At 38.8% G+C, this 19,121-nt stretch carries 20 protein-coding genes; 6 read left to right on the forward strand and 14 right to left on the reverse strand.

What is annotated here, in order from left to right; genetic code table 11:
• Positions 1–27: 27 nt before the first annotated feature.
• The 3 genes from QF028_RS22010 (at position 28) to QF028_RS22020 (ending at position 2,680) form a co-directional block, all read left to right on the forward strand.
• Positions 28–1,530 (forward strand): LuxR C-terminal-related transcriptional regulator, encoded by a 1,503-nt coding sequence (locus QF028_RS22010; RefSeq protein WP_429468799.1) that lies wholly within the window; start codon positions 28–30, stop codon positions 1,528–1,530.
• A 76-nt stretch (positions 1,531–1,606) separates the two neighbouring features.
• Positions 1,607–1,996, forward strand: a complete 390-nt coding sequence (mscL, locus tag QF028_RS22015) for a large conductance mechanosensitive channel protein MscL (RefSeq protein WP_429468801.1) — start codon at positions 1,607–1,609, stop codon at positions 1,994–1,996.
• Between the two features lie 48 nt (positions 1,997–2,044).
• A complete protein-coding gene (locus tag QF028_RS22020; protein WP_215002937.1) occupies positions 2,045–2,680 on the forward strand; it encodes a Bax inhibitor-1/YccA family protein in 636 nt (211 codons plus the stop codon).
• Between the two features lie 57 nt (positions 2,681–2,737).
• On the opposite strand, the gene QF028_RS22025 is transcribed toward QF028_RS22020, so the two are convergent.
• The 12 genes from QF028_RS22025 to safA all read right to left on the reverse strand — a co-directional run bounded on the left by QF028_RS22025 (position 2,738) and on the right by safA (position 15,005).
• On the reverse strand, positions 2,738–4,486 hold the full coding sequence (locus tag QF028_RS22025; protein WP_429468803.1) for an aromatic amino acid hydroxylase: 1,749 nt from the start codon (positions 4,484–4,486) through the stop codon (positions 2,738–2,740).
• A gap of 43 nt (positions 4,487–4,529) precedes the next feature.
• On the reverse strand, positions 4,530–5,057 hold the full coding sequence (locus QF028_RS22030) for an RNA polymerase sigma factor (RefSeq protein ID WP_251026959.1): 528 nt from the start codon (positions 5,055–5,057) through the stop codon (positions 4,530–4,532).
• A gap of 87 nt (positions 5,058–5,144) precedes the next feature.
• On the reverse strand, positions 5,145–6,479 hold the full coding sequence (locus QF028_RS22035; protein ID WP_429468807.1) for a polysaccharide biosynthesis protein: 1,335 nt from the start codon (positions 6,477–6,479) through the stop codon (positions 5,145–5,147).
• A gap of 105 nt (positions 6,480–6,584) precedes the next feature.
• Positions 6,585–8,339, reverse strand: a complete 1,755-nt coding sequence (locus tag QF028_RS22040) for an FTR1 family iron permease (RefSeq protein WP_429468810.1) — start codon at positions 8,337–8,339, stop codon at positions 6,585–6,587.
• Between the two features lie 31 nt (positions 8,340–8,370).
• The gene (efeB, locus tag QF028_RS22045) at positions 8,371–9,663 is read right to left on the reverse strand and encodes an iron uptake transporter deferrochelatase/peroxidase subunit (RefSeq protein ID WP_429468812.1); all 1,293 of its coding nucleotides are present in this window, start codon (positions 9,661–9,663) and stop codon (positions 8,371–8,373) included.
• On the reverse strand, positions 9,664–10,515 hold the full coding sequence (gene efeO / locus QF028_RS22050; RefSeq protein WP_429468814.1) for an iron uptake system protein EfeO: 852 nt from the start codon (positions 10,513–10,515) through the stop codon (positions 9,664–9,666).
• A 142-nt stretch (positions 10,516–10,657) separates the two neighbouring features.
• Positions 10,658–11,290 carry a response regulator transcription factor gene (locus QF028_RS22055; RefSeq protein WP_098930058.1) on the reverse strand — a complete coding sequence of 211 codons (633 nt, stop codon included), beginning with the start codon at positions 11,288–11,290 and terminating at the stop codon, positions 10,658–10,660.
• Positions 11,283–12,341, reverse strand: a complete 1,059-nt coding sequence (locus QF028_RS22060; protein ID WP_429468817.1) for a histidine kinase — start codon at positions 12,339–12,341, stop codon at positions 11,283–11,285. Before QF028_RS22060 ends, QF028_RS22055 begins: the two co-directional genes overlap by 8 nt.
• The gene (gene liaF / locus QF028_RS22065; protein WP_168242205.1) at positions 12,338–13,072 is read right to left on the reverse strand and encodes a cell wall-active antibiotics response protein LiaF; all 735 of its coding nucleotides are present in this window, start codon (positions 13,070–13,072) and stop codon (positions 12,338–12,340) included. The genes QF028_RS22060 and liaF overlap by 4 nt, the downstream gene beginning before the upstream one ends.
• 155 nt (positions 13,073–13,227) lie before the next feature.
• Entirely contained in the window at positions 13,228–13,872 is a 645-nt protein-coding gene (locus tag QF028_RS22070) for a PspA/IM30 family protein (RefSeq protein WP_429468819.1), read from the reverse strand.
• A gap of 21 nt (positions 13,873–13,893) precedes the next feature.
• Positions 13,894–14,241, reverse strand: coding sequence for a flagellar basal body rod protein (locus tag QF028_RS22075; protein WP_429468822.1), 348 nt, complete (start codon positions 14,239–14,241; stop codon positions 13,894–13,896).
• Positions 14,242–14,390: 149 nt separating this feature from the next.
• Complete coding sequence (gene safA, locus QF028_RS22080) at positions 14,391–15,005, reverse strand: SafA/ExsA family spore coat assembly protein (RefSeq protein WP_429468825.1); 615 nt, start codon at positions 15,003–15,005, stop codon at positions 14,391–14,393.
• A 119-nt stretch (positions 15,006–15,124) separates the two neighbouring features.
• On the opposite strand from safA, the gene QF028_RS22085 reads away from it, so the two are divergent.
• The 3 genes from QF028_RS22085 (at position 15,125) to QF028_RS22095 (ending at position 17,542) form a co-directional block, all read left to right on the forward strand.
• Positions 15,125–15,499 carry a DUF1360 domain-containing protein gene (locus QF028_RS22085; RefSeq protein WP_215002918.1) on the forward strand — a complete coding sequence of 125 codons (375 nt, stop codon included), beginning with the start codon at positions 15,125–15,127 and terminating at the stop codon, positions 15,497–15,499.
• Positions 15,500–15,613: 114 nt separating this feature from the next.
• Positions 15,614–15,760, forward strand: a complete 147-nt coding sequence (locus QF028_RS22090; RefSeq protein WP_214715314.1) for a hypothetical protein — start codon at positions 15,614–15,616, stop codon at positions 15,758–15,760.
• Positions 15,761–16,006: 246 nt separating this feature from the next.
• Positions 16,007–17,542 (forward strand): FAD-dependent oxidoreductase, encoded by a 1,536-nt coding sequence (locus QF028_RS22095; protein WP_429468830.1) that lies wholly within the window; start codon positions 16,007–16,009, stop codon positions 17,540–17,542.
• A gap of 87 nt (positions 17,543–17,629) precedes the next feature.
• On the opposite strand, the gene QF028_RS22100 is transcribed toward QF028_RS22095, so the two are convergent.
• Together QF028_RS22100 and QF028_RS22105 are read right to left on the reverse strand one after the other, a co-directional pair.
• A complete protein-coding gene (locus tag QF028_RS22100) occupies positions 17,630–17,764 on the reverse strand; it encodes a hypothetical protein (RefSeq protein WP_282599650.1) in 135 nt (44 codons plus the stop codon).
• A gap of 137 nt (positions 17,765–17,901) precedes the next feature.
• Positions 17,902–19,047, reverse strand: a complete 1,146-nt coding sequence (locus QF028_RS22105; protein ID WP_429468832.1) for a DEAD/DEAH box helicase — start codon at positions 19,045–19,047, stop codon at positions 17,902–17,904.
• Positions 19,048–19,121: the final 74 nt, after the last annotated feature.

Raw genomic sequence — 19,121 nt, forward strand, 5'->3', positions numbered from 1 at the left:
ACGGTTATTGGTGGAGGTGGAACCAACATGGAGCACAAAGTGGAACAGCTTATTCAAAAAGGACTATCCATTCTTATTGGGCTTAATGAACCATTTATGAAAGAATGGAAGGAAGTTCTATCCACATTAAAATACCGAAAGGACAGTTTAGTGGATGAATTTGATTGTCTAATCCAGATTGCCTCCCAACAAGTACTTAACGATAAAATCCCTAGTGTAGACTCCTTCATTCTTTCCCTGCTTGCTGAATGGAAAAATCGTTTCTCCTCCAAATATGATGAAAATGAGTCAATATTCTTGTTAACAACGATTGAAAATATATTTCAAAAGCTGTTATCTGAAAATAAATCTTCAACATTTCTCGATCATCAGGCAGTCCAATCCCTTTTTTCGAAAATACTTGACCAGACGTTGTTAACACAAGATATAGAAGATCGGAATGAGAAATGGATAAAAACTATTATCGCTACTAACGTCATTCCAATCAATTGGATAGCTGTCGTTAATAAGGGACAGGATGATTATCAGGTGGATAGTGTTGTCTGTTCTGAACTAAATCAAGTAGATAACCCTTTAATTGAAATGTCCAAAGGTTTAAAGGCAAGTCAAATCGACCACTTATCTACAGCGATTGCCAGACTATTAGGAACAAGCAGCGACGAGGCTTCCATTGTCCAAATTCCTTGTTTGAATGACACCCTGATAATAGGTCTGCTACATAAAGACTATCCTATCAGCAATCATGAAATCGAATTTATTAGGGGGATGTATTTACGTCAGCTAAAACTACATCATCTTGAAAGTAAGATGGAATGGAAAGATGCATCACTTCTCTTCTTACAGCACTTGCTACGTACCCGAGGTGCGGATGAGGCGGTTAAGGCGATTACTAAAGGTTTAGTAGAATATATGCCTTTTAATCGCTGTGCCCTATTTTTGTATAATCCATACGAGGACAAAGGAATCGGAGTTTCTGGATATAATGTAAGCAACCCCACTATTCAGAAAATTAGGGAAGAATTATTTAAGCTCCCCCTACTAAAAAAATATTTTCATACACTAAATCATTCTCAGCCCCTTTATTTTGCAGATGCTGCTGAAGTGTTACCTAAAAAATATGTCCAGGAATATAAATTAAAGTCACTAGTGATATTACCAATATTTGTCCCAACAAAAAGCAAACTGATCGGTATTGCCCTTTTGGACAAAGGGGAAGAGTCTCAATTTAAAGTTTCTATTCAAACCTTGGCCACATTAATAAAATTTGGGCATTATGCAGGGGAATTGCTTTTTTCTATTGGAGATGAGGCACTTCAACAATTTGCGAACTCCAATGGCGTCTTAACACAACGTGAGAAAGAAGTTTTAAAATTGATCGCCGAGGGTGCATCTATCAATGAGGCTGCAACGGTTCTTCACCTAAGCAGCTATACGGTTCGTGATTATATTTCTATCATCATTCAAAAATTAGCTGCAAAGAACCGGATTGATGCAGCAGTAAAAGCAATAAAGATGAACTTAATTTCATGATAAATTGTTTGCTATTTTACTTGGTTTATCGTTATAATGTACAATTAAATAAAAGTGAGTTTGGAGGATATTTTTTATGTGGAATGAATTTAAACAGTTTGCCATGAAAGGCAATGTCATCGATTTAGCAGTCGGTGTCATTATTGGCGGAGCATTTGGGAAAATCGTTTCTTCTTTAGTCGCTGATGTCATCATGCCACTGTTTGGATTATTAATTGGAGTAGGCACCTTTTCTAAACTTGCATATGGAAGTATAAAATACGGTCTGTTTATTCAAACAGTTGTTGATTTCTTTATAATAGCTTTTTCCATTTTCCTTTTTATAAAGTTTCTTAACCGTTTTAAAAAGAAAGAGGAACCAGCAGCGGTTGTTGTGAAAGTGGACCGAACGGAAGAGCTTTTAGCAGAAATTCGCGATTTATTGAAAGAAGATAAAGATTTTTTTAGAAAAAATGAAACATCTTGACCATTTCCTCGTATAACTTAATAATAAATACTTTTTGAGGTGAAAAATTTGTATACTCAAACATCTACTGAATTTTTGCCATCTGTTTTACGAACATTTGCCCTTTCGCTTGCGATTGCTTTCTTGGGTACAATGGCAGGAGTATTTGTTCCATCTAGCCTATTTATGCCATTAGCTATTTTAGAATTTGTCATGCTCATGGTTGCCTTCTTTTTCAGACGTAAAAAGGCGATTTCTTATTCATTCTTATACATTTTTACATTTATATCTGGAATAACCCTTTATCCAATCGTAGCTTACTACTTAGCTACAGCAGGTGCAAACGTGGTGGTTATGGCATTCGCCAGTACAACGGTTGTTTTTACAGGTGTTGCTATTTATGCGACTAAATCAAAACAAAACTTTTCCTTTTTAGGAGGATTCCTGCTTGCTGCCTTACTTGCATTAGTGGCCATTTCCATTTTTAATATCTTCATTCCATTAGGCTCTACAGGGATGCTTGCGTACTCCTTTATTGGCGTATTAGTATTTAGTGGGTATGTCCTCTTTGATTTCAGCCGAATGAAGCATTACGGGGTAAGACCGGAAGAAGTTCCATTGATGGCATTGAACCTATACTTGGATTTTATTAACCTTTTCGTCAGCATCCTTCGTATTTTGGGGATTCTATCTAGTAAAGACTAGCCGCTTGAATTAGGTCAGTATATAAAAGGAGCTTGGGTATCCAAGCTCCTTTTACGTTTAGCTATTATATATTAACGTGAATCCGCGCTGAATCACCTGCTTTATTGATTTTTCCCAGTTTTTTTTCAGTAACATTTCAGTTATACGCTTAACGTTGGGATGGCTGCCATTGTGCCTCTTATAGAGTTCTAGTATTTCAAGCCTTAATAGCCACTCATTGGGGTACTGCTGATCCAAGGTTGATATTACTTTTTCCAAGCTGGACCAACTCTGTTCATTCCACACCGGACTCTCACGTAAACTGCGGATTTCCTCATATAGCTTTTCTAGTTGATTCCAACTCTGCTGCCCTACTGTTTCCTCTACAACATTTGTTTCCTCTATTGCTGGCCAGTCAAAGTAACCGTCTGGATCAGCCGCGCCTGCAAAAACAGAGGTAATTTCTGCTCCCACCGCCATATCATAGGTCCCCCAAGATGGTTCAAAAAGGACTTGATCCTTGAATTTTACTTGGCAATCCTTAAATGAGATTAAGATTGGCTTACCTGCAGACAACAAAATCGTCTTCATGGTTCCCTTTACATTGACACCACTTTCAAATTTCAAATCTGCTTCGCTTCCTTCAATAATGCCTAAATCCTTTAATTGATCAAGCGAGCTATTCTCAATCACCATCTTTCCTTCAAGTCTTCCTATGGGTGTCCCAAATCCTTTATGATGTGTCTCTCTGCCATGGTCCACTAATTGTTTCTGATCCAGCGATAGTGCTGTAGGTCCCTTTGTTCTAATATAAACAGCTTCCCCTTTATCATCCTTCAAAATCGTTGTTAGTGTGCCGGTCACTTGCAACCCTGAAGAGAAGACAAAAGTTGCGAGATTATCAGATTGCAAAGCTTTTTCTAGGCTTTCCGTTCCACCTTTTTGAAATGCCATGGTTGAAGCAAACTGATCAATAGCCATTGCCAGTTCATCAAAGTTCTTACAAACAAATAGTTGCGGCTGTTGCTTTGTGACATCATATGGTGTCTTAATACATTCTTCTACTGAGAATGGGATCTTTTTGACATCATCAGCAAGACAACTTTGACTCTCACCTACTGATGATAGTAAGCCGGCTCCATAAATTTTCGGATTCTTTAGGTCACCAACTAATCCATATTCTACCGTCCACCAAAAAAGCCTTGAAACTTGATCGGCCTCTGATAGACCTTTGACCTTCTTTCTAGCTTCTGCTACCAGTCTTTCTGCCTCTTTAACCTGCTCTGGTGTAGAATTTGGATCTTCGGCAACAATCGTTAAATGACGAACTGCTTTAAATACCTCTAGCTTCTCTTTACTTGAGAGTGCTTTTGCTCCCATTTCGCCGATTTTCTTAACAAATTCCCGATATGATTTATCTAATAAAATGGGCGCGTGTCCAGCTGCCTCATGGATCATATCCGGTGCAGGGGTATAGGCAATATTTTGTATTTTTCTTATTTCCGTTGCAATTGGTAAAATACAATTTGCCAGAAACCCATAAAACGCTGTGCCAGGAATTAACCCAGCAATCGTGACGGCCCCCCAGCCCACTTTTGCTAGACTGGTATTCATGTCATCTACTTTTGGAATCGATTCTGTTTTAATTCCTGAATCGTTTAGGCCATTCACATATGCAGGATGGGCGATATCTTTTAAAAAGTAATGATTTTGTTTCATGACAAAACGCCATACCGCATGATCGATAGGCGTATAACGGTTGTAATATTGCTTTGAAATATACGGAAGTAACTGTACTGGAGACCTTTTTGTTTCATTTCCTGTCATCTTCAACATTCTCCTTTGCAAAGAATATTCTTTGATGAAGCAATTATGCGAGTGATTGCATTTTTGGGCGAAGTCTCTCCTTCGCTCTTTTCATTCTTGTTTTTACTGTCGACATTGGCAGATTACTTTTCTTCGCGATTTCAATGAGTGAGAAATTTTGATAGTAATAAAGATAAATAGGATAACGGTAAATTTCCGGTAATAGGTTTACCTTTTCAGCCATCTGTTCAGCAGAAAATTTATGTAAGACTTCCTCTTCTGGAATGACGCTTGGTTCGAATGAGGCTGAATAGGAATAAACTCCTTCCTTCCAAAATTGCTTAGATTTATTTTCCTTCCGCCAATAATCACGGCATTTATTGATTGCAATCGTAAAAAACCATCCTTTGTATTTAGATTGCTCCTTAATTGAAGGATATGCTAAATAAGCTGAGAGTAATACCTCTTGATAGATGTCCTCTGCAAGTTCTTTATGCTTCACTAAAGACAAAATATATTTATAAATGGATCTTCCATGTTCCATTACCACTTCTTCAAATGATGGGACAATTCCAGCAAGCATGTTCTCCATCCTTTCCATCTTTAAAATGATCTTCATTCTATTAGACGGAATTGACAGTATTCCCCCCTACAGTAATACAGAAAATTTCTCAGGAGTTTATCGCTCAGTAGTATTTTGAATGAAGCCTTTCATAAAAATACTGACGCCAATTTTCTTGCAGATCGTTAGATAATGCATGAGGGCTAACAAAACAGCACCTGTATTCATTCCAATTATAACGCCATTCATTCTCCATTCAGGCATGGCTGCAAGCAAAAGAATGAGTGAAAAAGAGATGATCGTCGACCAAATGATATGAATGAATGTCTCTTTAAGTAGATTAAGTCCAAACAAAAAGGCCTGCATCGGCATGATAAAAAAGTGAAATAAGAAATATGGCCAGAGTAATTGTAAAAATAGGGCAGGTGTTTCTGATTTAAAAAATAGCGACGTTAACTCGGGTGCAAAGAAGTAGAAAATAGCTACGGATATGACCCCATATACAAAGGTTAGCTTCATCACCTGTAGAAGCATTTTTTGGAGCCTTTGGTAATCACCCTCTGCGTATGTCTTGGACACAGCTGGGATTAGAACGACCATTAACGAGTGAGCAATAAAACCCGGAAAAAAGCCTATCGAAATGGCCACCCCCATCAGCATTCCAAATTGCTCTGTCGCTAATGTATCGCTCAAGCCAGAGCGAACCAACGCTGCCTTAATGATAAAGGGCTGTATGGCACCAGTAAAAGCTGAAAACAAGCGAAGACCTGTTGTTGGAATCGAAACTGCCATTAGATTTTTCTGAACTACCTTACGTTTCATATTAGAAAATGGCTGTCGCTTCAATTGCTGAAATTGGATAATAAACATGTATATTAAATAAAGGAACACAACTATCTCGCTTCCTATAAACGTACCAATCGCGATTAACACTGACTCAGCTGTGTCGAAAGCAAAGAAACGGAAAAGGAGGAACAGTCCTGAAAGTTGAATCGTTTTCCTTAAAAAATTTGAGACTGCTATTTTCCCCATTTGCTGCTTGCCCATAAAATATCCCCTCGCGACGGAGGTGAAGGAAATGATGGGTATTAAGATCAAAACAAGCCATCTTACGTATGGATGATATTTGTCAAACACAGGAATAAACGGAATGATTACAGTAGCTGCTAAAAAAAGGGCAGCCGAGAACACAATCGTAATCGTAATCGCATGATGAAGGATATTTCGGTGATAACGATCTTCCCTTTCTGCAATAAATTTTGAAATCGATACAGGCAACTCAAAGCTGGATAGTAACACAATAAAGAAGATCGATGGCAAAATGGACATATACAGACCTAGCCCATGTGGTCCTAACTCTCGAGCAAGAATCATATTTACTAAAATTTCAATACCTTCCCCCAAAAAAGCAGCTACAGCTAAAAAGAATATCCCCTTATAATAAATAGCCAATTTTTTCTCCTCCATACTCATCTCACTTTTATAAACTTATGAGACAAGTTCTTTGATTATTAGAGAAAAATTTTTAGGAGAACGAAAAAAAGGGCTCGCAGCCCTTTAAACGTTCACCATTACTGTTTTTTTTCTGATCATCCATGTTAATAAAATAATAGCCATGACTAATATTAACTGTGTAATCGTCGTTTCCCAGGTTGGATATAATCCGATCCAATCAATAAACGGAAACTGATGTACAGTGCTAGTCGGCAGCACATTCGAAATTTGCAAAGCATGGATACTAATACCAAGAATTTTAAAGGCTAAGAAATAGATAAGAATGGTTGCAGCCTTAAAGAATAAGCGAATCGGAATTTTTACACTGTAGTAGATAATTGCAAAACCAACAATAACTAGGATTCCTACTGCAAGAATTACACCCAAAACCAGTTGCTGCAAGCTTATATAGGGCGTGATTCCTGTATAGAATATGATCGTCTCTGCCCCTTCACGGAAAACTGACAGAAAACTAATCAGTGCAAATGAAAAAAGACTTCCTCTGGCAATCGCTTGCTCCATTTGTTGATTAATATATTTATTCCAGTTCCCGATACTGGATTTATTGTGGAGCCATGCCCCAACGGTTAACATCATAATGACAGCGACAACCCCAGTGATTCCCTCAATATATTCTCGGCTAGAAGCAGCAACTATTCGTGAGAATACAATATTGATAATAATGGCCAGAACAGCACTCGCAAGGATCCCTGCTCCAACACCGGCCCAAATCCATTTCTGTTTCGCGCCCTGACCCATTTTCTTCAGAAAGGCAAGCAATGTGGCTACGATTAATAACCCTTCTAACCCTTCACGTAACAAAATTAATGCGACATCCCATAAAGAATAATCAGTTTTACTAATTAACGGCGCTAGACGAGAATTTAATTCCTTTACGATCTCCTCTGCTTTTGGACCATCAACTTTTGCAGAGTTTATAAGACTAATAGCTGTAGGTATTTTTGTTTCAACATCACTATACAACTTACTGTCTCTTGTCTGAACATCCCCTTCAATCATTGGCCAAATGTTTAGTATTTCAGTTAACTGGTCAGAAGCACTCTTATAGTTTTCTTTTGCAATCTGTGTTTCTGCATTACTCAATAATGTAGTTAGATCGGTTAGTGAATAATCCCCTTTGACCTGAGTAGAAACCTTACCAGCCAAGAAATTTTCCACTTCACTTGATAGCTTTTCGACATTTGTTTTGGCCTTCTCTAAATCTGCGGGATTCTGTGTAATCGCAATTCGGATCAATGCCATGTATTTTTCAATGTTACCGTAGGCGACAATACTTTCATCATGAACCGTTTTTTCTGAGGCATTCCATTTATTTAACAGCGTTTGATATTGGGCTTTCAAAACAGACTGATTCCCATCTTCAATCGATTGTTTCAAGGTGGCGATGAGCGGTTCCAGCTGTTTTACTTGCTCTTTTCCTTTTTCTTTATCCGGTGGATTTTGTTCTTGGTCATAAAGAACCACTGTACTTGATAAAGAGGAAAGACTCTTTGAAAGAACCTCTTTTTCCAAATTCTCTTTGGCTAGTAAACTTTGAACCTTATTAAGTTCTTGTTCAACCTTCTCAGCCTGTTTACTATCTTCTTTCTTAATCGATGCCCATTCGTTAGCAAACAGCTCCATATTTCTCATAACTGCTGAATGGTCGCCATCTTTGGCTTTCATTAAGCTATCTCCGATTAGAACGAAAAGCTCATCATGATTCACAGCCGCTTTCACTGGCTGGACTGTTTGAAAAAGAATGAAAAACATCATTAATAATAATATAGATTTACTTTTTGTCTTAAATCGTCGCATGCGTCTCTCTCCTCTAATGAAAGGAAAAACCTTAGTTAAAAAGTGTTTCTCCTATAAAACCACCTGATTTCGTTCCTGGTAAACAAGCAAAGATGGCACTTCCTCTATGGGATATATATTCATTTAATTTATCCATCTTGGCCAATCTATTTTGTATAGGGATAAATTGTTTACTAGGAGCACGTTGGAAACATAAGAACAATAGACCCGCATCAAAGCTGCCGGTTTTCAGATCCATTCCATCCGAATAAGAATAGGCCCTGCGCAGAATCTGCTGGGAACCGTCCCCATGGGATAAGCGTGTATGCGAATCGGCAGGAATGCTATATTCGCCTTTTTCATTTTTTTGCTTCAAATCAAGTTTTTCAAATTCATTTTTTTGCCCAATTGGTGCACCATTTTCACGATAACGGCCAAAGGTATTTTCTTGATCTTTTAATGTTGTACGGTCCCACACTTCAATAAACATTTGAATTCGACGGACAACAAGGTAACTTCCATTCTCTAACCAATTAGGGCCATCCCCAGGCTGAACCCAAACCTGCTTGTTCATTTGTGATTCATTGTTTACATCAGGATTTGCTGTCCCATCTTTAAAGCCAAACAAATTCCTTGGCGTTTCACTTTTGGTGTCTGCTTGTTTCGTGCGTTGAAACCCTGTTTGTGCCCAGCGTAAAATCGCCTTCCCTCTTGCAATTCGAATCAGATTTCGAACCGCGTGAAAGGCTACTTGCAAATCATCGGCGCAGGCTTGAATACAAAGGTCGCCTCCGGTCCACTCTTCTTCCAGCGCATCTAGCGGAAATTTAGGAAGGTCAACTAATTCTTTAGGCTGCTTATGTTTTAGACCAAACCTGTCTTGATTGTCTTTTACAAATAGGCTTGGGCCAACCCCAAATGTAACCGTTAAATTGGATGCGGATAATCCCGCTGCCTCGCCCGTATCTTTGGGAGGGAGAAATTCATTACTTGATAAATCACCTACCGCTTTCCCTTCAGATAACAATGCTGCGGCTTTTGTCCAATCCTTGAATAATTGAACCAAATCTTCCTTTTTCGAGGTGGTCACATCCAAGGAAACAAAATAAACATGGTTTTGTGTTTTCGTCGTAATGCCACTTTGATGTTTTCCATAGAAGGGCACGATCTCATGGTCATCTTTGGTGGTAGCTTTGCTCTCAGAAATCGAAAGCAAACTACTGAGTCCTGAAGCGCCCAGAATTACTCCGACACCGCCAACACCGGCCGTTTTTAGGATATCTCTTCTCGAAATCTTATTTCCGATTGATATAGATTCATCGATGATGTTTTTATTCTTTGCCAATTAAGACGCCTCCGTAACAAGTCCTATTTGAGAGAGTGGTTCAGCTAGTGCGTCAATCGCCTGGCTTAGTTCTTTAACCTGTGCTTCCGTTAAATCAGTATAGAGCTTATAGCCTTCGCCTTTTTTATGCTGGTTTAGTAGTTTATAAACATCATTGAAACGCGCTTCTATTTCTTTTGAAACGTCCTCATCTTTTTTCTTTAATGCCGGATTTAAAAGCTGATAAATCTTTTCTGCGCCCTGTACATTAGCAGCAAAATCATATAAATCTGTATGGGAATAACGATCCTCTTCGCCTGTTACCTTGGAAGTAGAAACCTCATTTAATAGATCAACTGCTCCGGTTATTAATAATTCAGGTGTCACTTCTACGGTATCTACCTTTGCACGTAAAAGATTGACATCTTTCATTAACTGCTCAGCATATTGTTCATATCCTTTGGTCGTTTTGTCGATCCATAGGCCCTTTTCTATCCTGTGGTAGCCGCCCCATTCCGCTTCCGGGACATCTCCTTCTCGTGCATCAATCTTCGGGTCAAGGTCGCCGAACACTTCCGCAATTGGTTCGGCGCGCTCATAGTGCATCCGTGCGGGCCCATAAAGAGCTTTAGCCTCTTCTATATCTCCATTTTTAACAGCGGTTGTAAAGGCATCTGTTGCCTTAACAAATTCTTCAATTTCTCCTAAGGCATATGCCCTGTAATCATCTGTGACCCCAGTAAGTGCAGCCTGACTTGTAACTACTTTGTCTTTTACCTTTTCTGTAGTTGCTGTTTTCTCCGTATTATTTGAACATCCAAATAGTAGACTGCTAGATATAATTAGAGTGCCTGACACTTTTAATAGTTTCATTTATGTAATCCTCCAGTATCTATAATAATGATAATCATTTTCATTTATATAATAACAGCAAATGAGAAATGTTTTCAATTATATTTTTAAAATTTTATAAAAAAAGAAAAAAAACCTTCCTTTTTAGGAAAGTCTTAGAGATTTATTTAATTAATGAATGCTTAAATGCATAAATGACCGCTTGCGTTCTATCTTGAACATTCAACTTGCTTAAAATATTACTGACATGGGTTTTGACGGTCTTGAGGGCAATAAATAACTCATCAGCAATGTCTTGATTGGTTTTGCCCTCTGCCATTAATAATAATATTTCGATTTCACGGGTGGTAAGGTCTTCGTGAGGCAAATGCGTATTTTTTTGACGCATCTTCACCATCATTTTTCCGGTTACTTCCGGCTCCAGGACCGATTGTCCATGATATGTAGCACGGACTGCATTGGCAATTTCACCCGCTTTAGAGGTCTTCAGCATGTAGCTGGTTGCCCCTGCTTCAAGTGCAGGATAAACTTTTTCATCGTCCAAAAAGCTTGTCACGATTATGACCTTCGCTTCCGGCCACTGTTCAATGATTTGCTTTGTGGCTTCAATCCCGTCCATTTCCTTCATCACTAAATCCATTAGAATGATATCAGGGCGAAGTTCGAGGGCAAGCTCCACACCTTTTTTTCCATCGTCAGCTTCTCCAACTACCTCAATGTCTGGCTGCGCTGATAAATAAGAAGAAACTCCGATTCTAACCATTTCATGATCATCAACAAATACGACTCTAATCATTGGCACCATCTCCATTAATCATCACCGGAACCTTCACTTCCAGCCTTGTTCCTTGATTTTTTACACTAACCACTTTTAACGTGCCGCCTACTTCTACTGCACGCTCATGCATATTTTGCATTCCATAGGAACCTGCTTTCATCTCGTTTACATTAAAACCTATTCCGTCATCAATAATCCTTAAGATGACAAGATCATCCCGTTTCACCATCAGAACTTCGAGTTTATTGGCTTTCGAATGTCTTAACGTATTTGAGATCGACTCTTGGAGGATACGGAAAAGATGATCCTCTACTCCTTTATCTAACGGAAAAACCTCTGTCTTCCATTTAATATCCATCTCAACCTTTTGTGATAATTCGATTAATAGCTCTTCAATTCCTTCTTGAAGTGTTTTATTTTTTAAGGCCACTGGCCGTAAATGTAAAAGCAGGGCACGCATTTCTAACTGTGATTGGTGAATCATTTCTTCGACTAATTTCAATTGTTTCGCTTCGCGGTCATTTTCTACTGGTGATTGCTGTTTAGTTTCGTTGATGGCCGACATCATCATCGAAGCAGCAAATAATTGCTGACTGACAGAATCATGCAGTTCACGGGCCAATCGGTTCCGTTCCTGTTCAATAATTTCTTGGATTCTTCCTTCTAGGTCTTCCACCTTTTCAGTGGCTAATCGCTGCGAAAGCTTCGCTTGTTCAGCCATTTGTTTGCCGATTTTCTCAATTCGGTTTGCAATGAGCTGCATTTCTGAGATAGCAGGTTTCTCCTTAACTACTTCTATTTGTTTTCCTTCTTCTAATAGATGCAAGGAGTGTTCAATGGATAGAAACTGCCTTCTCCAAAACACCCCAGAGACTGCACCTAAGAGAATCCCAACGGCAATGCTAAAGGCAGGGATAAAGATTACAAACGGAACATTCATGAAATGTTTACCCCACAATTCCGCCCAACTGCTTAGTGGGAATACGAAGATAAAAATGGCACTGACAATAATCGCAAGGAAAAAGGAAAAGCCAACACTCCAGAAAATTTTACGCTGGGTTGTGCTCATATCCGGCTCACCTCTAAATTTCCAACCATGAGCGAGGTGAAAATTTTCACTTTGTGCTCAGCTGTCTCATATCCTGGTGTTTTTAGGTGTAATACTCGATTGAAAAGTTTAGAGTCGTGGTGCTCGAAAACAGTCGTTGAACCCATGATGCATGAATGCTGGACACTAACATCAATATCATAAGGAACAAGGATTTGTATATTCCCAATCAGATTGCGAATAAAGATAACCGTTTCCCCTTTAGGCAGCATCGTAAAGCTCAGATCAATGATGGTATCACCGATCCCTGCCTGGATATTTACATCATTCCATTCGTAGGCACCCGGGGGGGTCTTTTGCTGACCAAGGACGATATTTTCAAACAGAGGTTCTGACTTTATCATTGTTTCTTCATGGGAGGTTGGTTCGATTTCCGTGATTTCAGGTGAGATTTTCTTAGGTTTCTTTTTTGCATTTAAAAATTGAATAAAAAAGTGCAGTAATATCGCGACTAGTAAAAACTTAAACGTCATCATATTTAAGAGACTAAGGACTAAGAAAATAATCCCACCGATAAAAAGTATTTTCCCCTTCTTTTTCCCCGCTCGTTTGCGGCCGAGGTAAATCATGCCTCCAGAGATAAAAAGAGAGAAAATTAGCCCACTGTTAAAAAATAGTATTTCCATGACTAGAATGATCGCACCTATAATAACCAGCCAGCCTATATAATCATTTTTAGTATTTTTAAACATGGTCCACCCTCCCTTATAACCATCTGGATAACTCTTTTATAGTTTGTATTACTATTGTTTATGGCCAAAAGGCGCAGAAATCCTACGCCTTTTGTGTCTAGCTACAGCGCCTAGGGGCGCTGGAGCTTTTTTATTTAGCATACCATGTTTTGTATTTAAATGGACTTGCTTTCTTCCAATTTCATTTCTTTTTCTAGTTGTGCGACACGAGCATCGATCGTATTGCGATAGTATGAGCTATTCACTTGATGCTCTAAGCGGTCAAGATAGTTTTCAATATCTTTAAACTTCGAGTAGGATTTATCTGAATACGTATTAGAATCAAGCACCTGGTTGATTTGGAGGTTCGCTCGTGTTACATTTTCACGGCCCATTAATTCCATCCGTCTTAGGTGCATATCTTTTAGCTTGTGTTTCATTTCTTCATACTTTCTTTCTAATTCTACTAGTTGATTCTTTACTTGTTCAAGTGATGCACTCAAGCGGCTTGCACGGTCTGCATATTGCTGATGCTCTGCTGAGGCAAACTGATATAGTTCTGATTCGCCTGCTTTAGAAGCAATTTCAGCTTGGTACTTTCTTTTTTCAGCTAACTGGGACGCTTGCTGATATTCTCTTGTAAATTCATCTTTCAGTGTGTATTGACGTTCTAATAGCTTTCTAACTTTCTCTGTTTCTTGCTCACACTGGCGTAGGTATTGATTTAATAAAGCAATTGGATTTTGTTTATCTTTTTGATCAAGTGCCTGGTGTAAATCTGCTGTAATCGTGTTTTTAATTCTTGTAAATAAGTTTGTCATGTTCATTCTCTCCTTTATTTCTTAATAATTTTTCAATTCATTCCACTGTTTTTCAAAATTAACAAATTGGTCATTTTCTTCCTTCACGGTTGTGTGCTTTTTCTCATTCCATTTTTTATAAACAAGGTATAACACATAAGCTGCTGCAACCCCTATAATTGCTGGAGCGTTATGAATGGATGCGATGAGGACAATGAATCCAATGATCCCAAGCCCAATTTTTCCTCCTGTCGATTCAGCTTTTAAGAACTGTTTGAATATGAAGTATAGGAGTACTAAGCTGACGAGTAACCCCACCATTGGACCAATGGTGGAAAGCAAGATCATCGCTGCAATTCCACCTGCTAACAGTAAACCAAATTTTTTCATTTTGTTTTGCTCCTTTCTTTATCTTGATTTCATCTTACCTCTTTTCATTGTTTATCATAATTGCGCTTGAGCTTGATTTTCATATCGGTCCTAAGACGTAGAAAGGGTCAGCCCCTAAGCGAAATGCTTAAGAAACTGACCCTTTTATCTTACTTAGAAATAAACATCTGTACCCAATAGTGTCTTTGTGAGCCACCCTGTGCGTAACCAACCCCAATATAGGTAGATCTCGTGCTTAAAATATTTGCCCTGTGACCGGAGCTATTCATCCAAGCTTGAACGACTGAAGCCGGTGTCATTTGCCCTGCTGCAATGTTTTCAGCAGCTGAGCGGTAGGAAATCCCAAAGCTTTTCATCATAGCAAACGGACTGCCATACGTTGGACTGGTATGACTGAAATAGTTTTTATCTCTCATGTCATTGGCTTTATAACGAGCCACCCTTGAGAGCTCCCAATCAGGTGTTAATGCCTTCAAACCATTTTTTGCACGCTCCTGATTGGTTAACTGGATTACCTGACTTTCCGTACTTTTTACAGCATCGAAACTTGGGATAGTAACCTTTTGACCTGGATAAATCAAATTTGGATTCGAAAATTGTCGGTTTGCCGAAATAATTTCGGAAATTCCAACTTGATACCTAACTGCGATTTTCCAAAGTGTGTCCCCCGGCTGTACGGTGTAAATTTGCTGGGCAAAAGACACACTCGGAATACAAAATAGTGATAATAAAAACAGAAAACTAAACCAAAAAGATTTTTTCATTTTTTCGCCTCCTCCGAATATATAATTTTGATTTCAGGCTCAAAATATACAGGGAAATGAAAAATAAAATGGAGCTGTCCATTAGGGAGAGACCAAGTGGATATTGGAGGATTGAAAACGTGGAAGATATCTCATGGATGACCTATATCATGTTAATTCTAGCGAGCTACCGTTTAACTCATTTAATTGTCTTTGATAAAATTACTGAATTTATTCGTAAACCTTTTGTTAAGAAAGTAAAAGTAGAAACGGACGATGGAGTGGAAACCAAGGAAGTTCCAACATCAATGTTTGGTTATTTATTGAAATGTTATTGGTGTGCTGGTGTTTGGAGCGCTATTTTACTTGGGGGTGCATATTTGCTCTTTCCGCGTATTACCTATGTGGTTATTTTAATTTTCTCGATTGCCGGCGGCCAGTCCATTATCGAAACCTTTGTCGGCGTCAATATCAAAAAAGTTGACTACTATGCCGCACTTAAGAAAAAAGACTAATAAAAAATAGTATATTTCCATCAGTGATTCATAGGAAAAATCCTCCCCCCTTATGCATATATTTTTAGAAAAGCTTAAGAAATGAATGCTTAAGCTAGACAAAGGGGGAATACAATGTCTGCAATTTGGTGGGTCACAACGATTGGTTTTGTCTTATTTCTCGGCTGTATTGGAGGAACATTTTTCCATTTCGTTAGAAGCGCCTTAAATACTGAAGACTCTACCCGTATTGATCCATTAAAAATTGATAAAGAGGAATGATTCTTTCTTATTCAGTCAAAGCCAAGTTTAAGGTTTGTCATATGCGTCGGCATCTTGCTAAGTTAATTCAGATTCTGTAGACCACGGGTTCATCATTATTTAACCTCCTAATATATAACTGGAAGAACCATGCATAACGCAAGGTTCTTTTTTTGCGACTAAGGAAATATTTCCATACTTACATTAATTTTATCACTTTTGGAAAAATTAAATATGATGTCATTTTTTTAGGCTGGAGGAGTATATATGAGTTCATCTGAAAAAATCCCAAAATTCCCAAAAACTTATTGGCGTGAAATAGAATTACCTGCTTTTAATTCATTAGAACAAGATCTTTCTGTGGATGTTGCAATTGTTGGTGCCGGGATATCTGGAATTACCGCTGCCTATTTGCTGTCAAAGGAAGGCTTAAAGGTGGCCCTCTTAGAAGCAGGCAGTGTCTTGAATGGGACTACTGGCCACACAACTGCAAAATTAACAGCACAGCATAGCATTATTTATGATGAATTAATAAATCATTTTGGAATAGAAAAAGCTCGGCTTTATTATGAATCACATATGAATGCCATTCGATTTGTCGAAAGCTGCGTAGAGGAAAAGGGAATTGATTGTGATTTCAGTAAGCAAGACGCTTATGTTTATGCAACAACGGATGAGTATGTCGACAAGCTTAAAACGGAATGGGAAGCATATAAAAGTCTAGAAATCGATGGGGCTTTAAAGGATACCATCCCCTTTAAAATTCCTGCAAAAGGTGCTCTCATGATGCGCAATCAAGCGCAATATCATCCCCTTAAGTTTCTAAAAGCACTTCTAGATGATGCGGTTAAGGCGGGCTGTTCTGTTTATGAGAATACAGTCGCTTCAGACATTGAGGACGATGATTCGGAACCAAAAGTTGTTACTAAGTCTGGACATAGAGTATCATGCAAGCATGTGATTATTGCCTCCCATTTCCCTTTTTATGATAAACCAGGGCTTTATTTTGCGAGAATGTATGCGAGCAGGTCTTACGCAATCGGGATAAAAACCGATAAGGACTACCCTGGTGGCATGTATATCAGCGCCGATAACCCACCTCGATCGATTCGTTATACACCTCTTAATGGGGAAAAGGAAAAGTTATTGATCATCGGTGGTGAAAATCATAAAACGGGGCAAGGAATGGACACGCTGAAGCATTATGAAGCACTCGAAACGTTTGCTGAAGAGGTTTTTGGGATTAAGGAGTACGATTATCGCTGGTCTGCCCAGGATATGGTTACACTGGACAAACTTCCATATATTGGACATTACACTGAAGGCCGTGAGAATGTTTTAGTGGCCACAGGTTATAAAAAATGGGGGATGACAACAGGGATTCTCGCAGGTCACTTGTTGACCGATTATGTTATGGAAAGGGACAACCCATATATGGAGCTCTATACACCGTCCCGATTCCAAGCTGATCCCGACTTAAAGAGTTTCATCACAACCAATGCAGATGTGGCTAAACATCTAATTAAAGGCAAACTTGAGTATACGGATAAGTCCACAGATGATTTACAGGTGGGTGAAGGCTCTGTTGTCATGTATAACGGAAAAAGGGCCGGCGGCTATAAGGATGAAAACGGTAAACTTTATGTTGTCGACACCACCTGCACCCATCTTGGCTGTGAGTGTGAATGGAATCATGCTGAAAAATCTTGGGATTGCCCATGCCACGGTTCTCGCTATGCATATTCAGGCGATGTTATTGAGGGCCCCGCTAAAAAAGCACTCAAATTACTTGCTGAAGAGTGATTTTCGTCGTGTTTAACAAGATATCTACAAATGTGGTGACCTCCCATAAAAAAAGCGCCTCCCTTATTAAAAAGGAGGCGCACTTTGTTATTTACTATTTGGACGGTTATGTTTTAGTGCTTCTCCAGTTGTAAATTCAACCAGTTCTTCACTATCTCTCATTGGTTTTTTGCGATTATTATTACGCTGAGCATTTTGATTACCAAGCTTCTGTCTTCCCACACTACCATCTCCTTTTTCGAGAAATACATTGATAGTATGAGTGAAAATAATTAGTCTTATTCTTTTTTGAGGACTGGAGCTTTTTCTAAATTTAGTCATTTGCTCATAATACTAGTTCTTTGGATGTGAGTTCTCCATTATCTCCGTAATTTCTGGTCTCTTTGTCCTTCTTCAGAAATCAGGCCTTTGTAAAACACTCTTTTATGAACCGAAACGTTTAACTCACGGCAATACTGTTTCAATTCTCTTTCTTCCCTTTCGGTAACAAGCGAGATAACAATCCCATTTGCACCCATTCTTCCTGTTCTTCCAGCCCTGTGCACATATTGCGATATATCCTTTGGAGAATCGATATTGACCACATGGGTAACCCCTTGGATATCAAGTCCTCTCGCCGCCACATCTGTAGCAATTAGCATGTTCATTTTGCCATCACGGAAAGACTTTAATGCAGCCTGCCGTTCGAGCTTTTTCATGTCGCTATGCAGAATTCCGATCGATAAATCTTTAAAATGTAATTTTTCCTTAAATACTTCAATTTCACCAATATCATTAATAAACGCAAGCGATTTACTATTTTCTAAGCGCGTGATTTTTTCGAGGAGCTTGATCTTATCTCTTGGATCACATGAAAAATAAATATGCTCGACTTCTCCAGACGAAGCAAGTTCATCCTTTTCGATGCGAAGAACTTCCGGGTCTTTCGTCATTTCTTTTGCCAATTTCTCTGTTGCCGGTTTCATTGTAGCTGAAAACAAAACAACTTGGCGGTCACTCATGGTTGATTTTACAATGTTTTGGACAGTATTAAGATGCTCGTGAATAAGTAATTGATCACCCTCATCGAGAACAACCAATTTTACTTCATGCATTTTCACCTTTTTCTGTTTGATCAGTTCAAATAAACGACCAGGTGTTGCAAAAATAACATGCGGGCGTTTCTTTAATTTTTCAAGCTGGCGTTTCATATTGGCTCCGCCAATAATCGAAGTGCCCCTTATTCCGCTGCCTTCCGACCATTTTTGAAATTCTTGATAGACCTGCATTACCAGCTCCTGCGAAGAAGCTAACACAACCGCTTGCAAAGTTTGTAGACTTGGGTCCATTTTATCTAACAATGGCAGCAAATAAGCCAGCGTTTTTCCAGTACCTGTCGGTGACTCGGCAATTAAATTCTTGCCTTCAAGAATCATTGGAATAGCGGCTTCTTGAATGGAAGTCGGCTGTTGAAATCCTGACTTTTCCCAAGCTTCCTGCAAGTATGGTTTTAAGGTATTTAACATATTGAACTCCTTTATATAAAAATCATTTTTCTTATTATTTGTCTTTCCATATCGTATTGATACTAACTGAATAA

It is taken from the genome of Neobacillus sp. B4I6, from assembly GCF_050434045.1.
In the GTDB taxonomy this organism is placed as follows: domain Bacteria; phylum Bacillota; class Bacilli; order Bacillales; family Cytobacillaceae; genus Neobacillus.